Annotated in this window: 1 protein-coding gene; it reads left to right on the plus strand. The window is 64.4% G+C overall.

Annotated features, from left to right (window positions below; translation table 11 throughout):
• Positions 1 to 405 precede the first annotated feature (405 nt).
• A partial coding sequence (locus FJ964_RS31745) for an autotransporter-associated beta strand repeat-containing protein (protein ID WP_181172673.1) occupies positions 406 to 2820 on the plus strand: 2415 nt, incomplete at its 3' end.

The following is a 2820-nucleotide window of genomic DNA, read 5'->3' on the forward strand; positions in this document are numbered from 1 at the left end:
ATCGACGGCGCCAAACCCGACCGCAACGCCCTGCTCGTCGACGCCGGCGCCCAGTACACCTCTCCCTCCGGCGTCTTCGCCGCGGCCACCTTCCAGGGCGAGTTCTCCGGCAACGTGAAGAGCTATTCCGGCAAGCTAAAGCTCGGCATCACCTGGTGAGGCTATGCGCATCTTGGCGACCAACGCGATGGTGAGAAAGGTAACGATACGATGTTTGAGGGCTGGAAAACGATCAAGTTCATCTTCGCGTCAATCGGTTTCATCATGCCGGCCGTTTCAGGCAAACGTACGAAATCGGGCTTTTGGGCGAGAGCCGCGATTGTTGCCCGCCTTCTCCTGAAATTTCCTTTGTCAGCAATCGAACTCAAGATCCACAAGTTCGGGGGCTTTCGGGAAGCAAAGCAGGTGGGTGGAACAGTCGATGCACCGATGCGGGCTCATCCGACGACGGCTCTGCGCAGAGAGACTTGTCTGTCAAAGTCCGGCTCGCGCCTGGCGCTGGCCATCCTCCTGGTAGCCGGCATGTTGTCGGCCGCGCTTCCGGCAAGTGCTGTCGAGACTGACTGGATTGTCAAAGACGAGGCGACGCTCAGGGACGCCATCAGTAACGCCCAGAAAAACGACACCATCACCTTCACCGCGAACGTCACCCTGAGCGCAAACTTGCCCACCATGCAGAAAGACGTGACCATCGACGGTGGCAACTTCACGCTGTCCGGCAATAACCAGTATCGCGGCCTGTTCGTCCAGTCCGGCACAGTAGTCGTCAACGATCTCACCATTGCCAACGCCAAGGCCCAGGGCGGCAGAGGAGGCGACGCAAGGTATGGCGGCGAGCTGTATATTGGAGGCGGCGGCGGCGGTGGCGGCGCTGGACTGGGCGGCGCGCTGTTCGTCGCCAGCGGCGCCAACGTGACGGTGAGAAACGTCAACCTGCAGGCCAACCAGGCGCACGGCGGCAACGGCGGCGCGCTCAGGCCAGATACCGGCGGTTGGACCAGTGGCGGCGGTGGTGGCTATTGGCCCACCGGTGCTAACGGCGGCGACGCCGGCCCTGTCGTCAATGGTGGCGGCGGTACAGGCGGCGGCGGCGACGGTGCCCACGCCTTCGAGCAGCAGGGCCACCCCGGTGGCTTCGGCGGTGGCGGTGGTGGCGGCCCCAATGGAGGTGGCTCCGGCGGTTTTGGCGGCGGAGCCGGCGGCAACGGCGATATCTTCAACTCAGTGGTCGTGCTCGGTGGCTTCGGCGGCGGCAATAGCAACGGCAAGGACCCCAGTGCTGGCGGCGGCGGCGGCGCCGGTCTCGGCGGTGCGATCTTCGTTCAGGAGGGCGGCAGCCTGACCCTGGCCGGCGCTCTCAACATTTCCGGAAATGCCGTCGCTGGCGGTGACGGTGGAGTGGAAAACGGATGCAAAGGCCTTCCAGTATCTCCAGTGTGTGGTGGCAATCCCGGCCAGGGTACCGGTTCGGGCATCTTCCTTGACGGCAACGGGTCGTTCAGCGTCGCCCCTGGCGCCGGACAGACGCAGACCATAAGCGACATCATCATCGACCAGACCGGAGCTGGCGGCACCGGCACCGACAGTGGCAGCTGGTCTCTGGTCAAGAATGGCGACGGGGTGACCGTCCTCACCGGCGCCAATGCCTATAGCGGCGGCACCATCGTCAATGCCGGCATCCTGCAGGGCAACACGTCGAGCCTGCAGCGCAATATCACCATCAACAATAATGCCTCCATCTTCTTCGATCAGGCGGGCAGCGGCACCTATGCTGGCATCGTGTCCGGCACCGGCAATCTCTGGAAACGAGCCAACGGCGAGGTCGCGCTCACTGGCGAGAACACCTATGCGGGCGGCACGCGGGTGGAAGGCGGAACCCTGCTTGTCGCCTCCGACGCCAAACTCGGCAAGGCAGATGCCCATCTCCACCTGCTCGACGGCGGCGGTCTGCACGCCTCCGAGACCTTCACCAGTTCCCGGCCCGTCGGGCTTTTGAGGGGTAACGGCGTCTTGCTCGTCGACCCAGGCAAGGCCCTCACCTTGAGTGGCGTCATCGGAGGAAGCGGCGTGCTGGTCAAGTTCGGCTCCGGCGACCTGATCCTTTCCGGTACGAATACCTATTCGGGCGGCACGACCGTTTCGGCCGGCGCGCTGTTGTTCACTACCGACGCCAGCCTAGGCGCCGCGGGCAGCGCCATCAATCTGAACAGCGGCACGATCGGGCTAGCTTCGGTTGCTTCGGCACAGACGGTCAATCGCCCCGTCACAATCACGAACAGCGGCGGTTTCTTCGGTGCATCGGCTCCACTGACCTGGAGCGGCGTGATCAGCGGCACCGGCACGCTGGTCAAGTCCGGTACCGGCACGCTTTTCCTATCCGGCAACAACACCTACACCGGCGCGACGATCGTCGACGCCGGCACGCTTGTGGCGAACGGCTCGATCGTCTTTTCGAGCCTGACGGTGAATGCGGGCGCGACACTTGGCGGCACTGGCAGTGTCGGCTCCGCCACGCTGGCCGGCGGCACGCTTTCACCGGGCAATTCGATCGGCACGATCAATATCATCGGGAACCTTGCGTTCGGCGCAGGCTCGGTCTACGCCGTCGAGGTCTCCGGCGGCGCGGCCGACCGCGCGAACGTCACCGGCTCCGCCGATCTTTCGGGCGGCACCGTCGATGTCACGTTCCCGGCGGGCGGCTCTGTTTCCAGGAACTACACCATCCTCAATGCCACCGGCGGTGTCGGCGGCACCAAATTCGCCGGCCTCAGCGACGCGCCCTTGCCCGGATTCAAGACCAGCCTCAGCTATGATGCCAAC

The sequence above is a fragment of the Mesorhizobium sp. B2-3-2 genome, from assembly GCF_006442295.1.
Classification (GTDB): Bacteria; Pseudomonadota; Alphaproteobacteria; order Rhizobiales; family Rhizobiaceae; genus Mesorhizobium.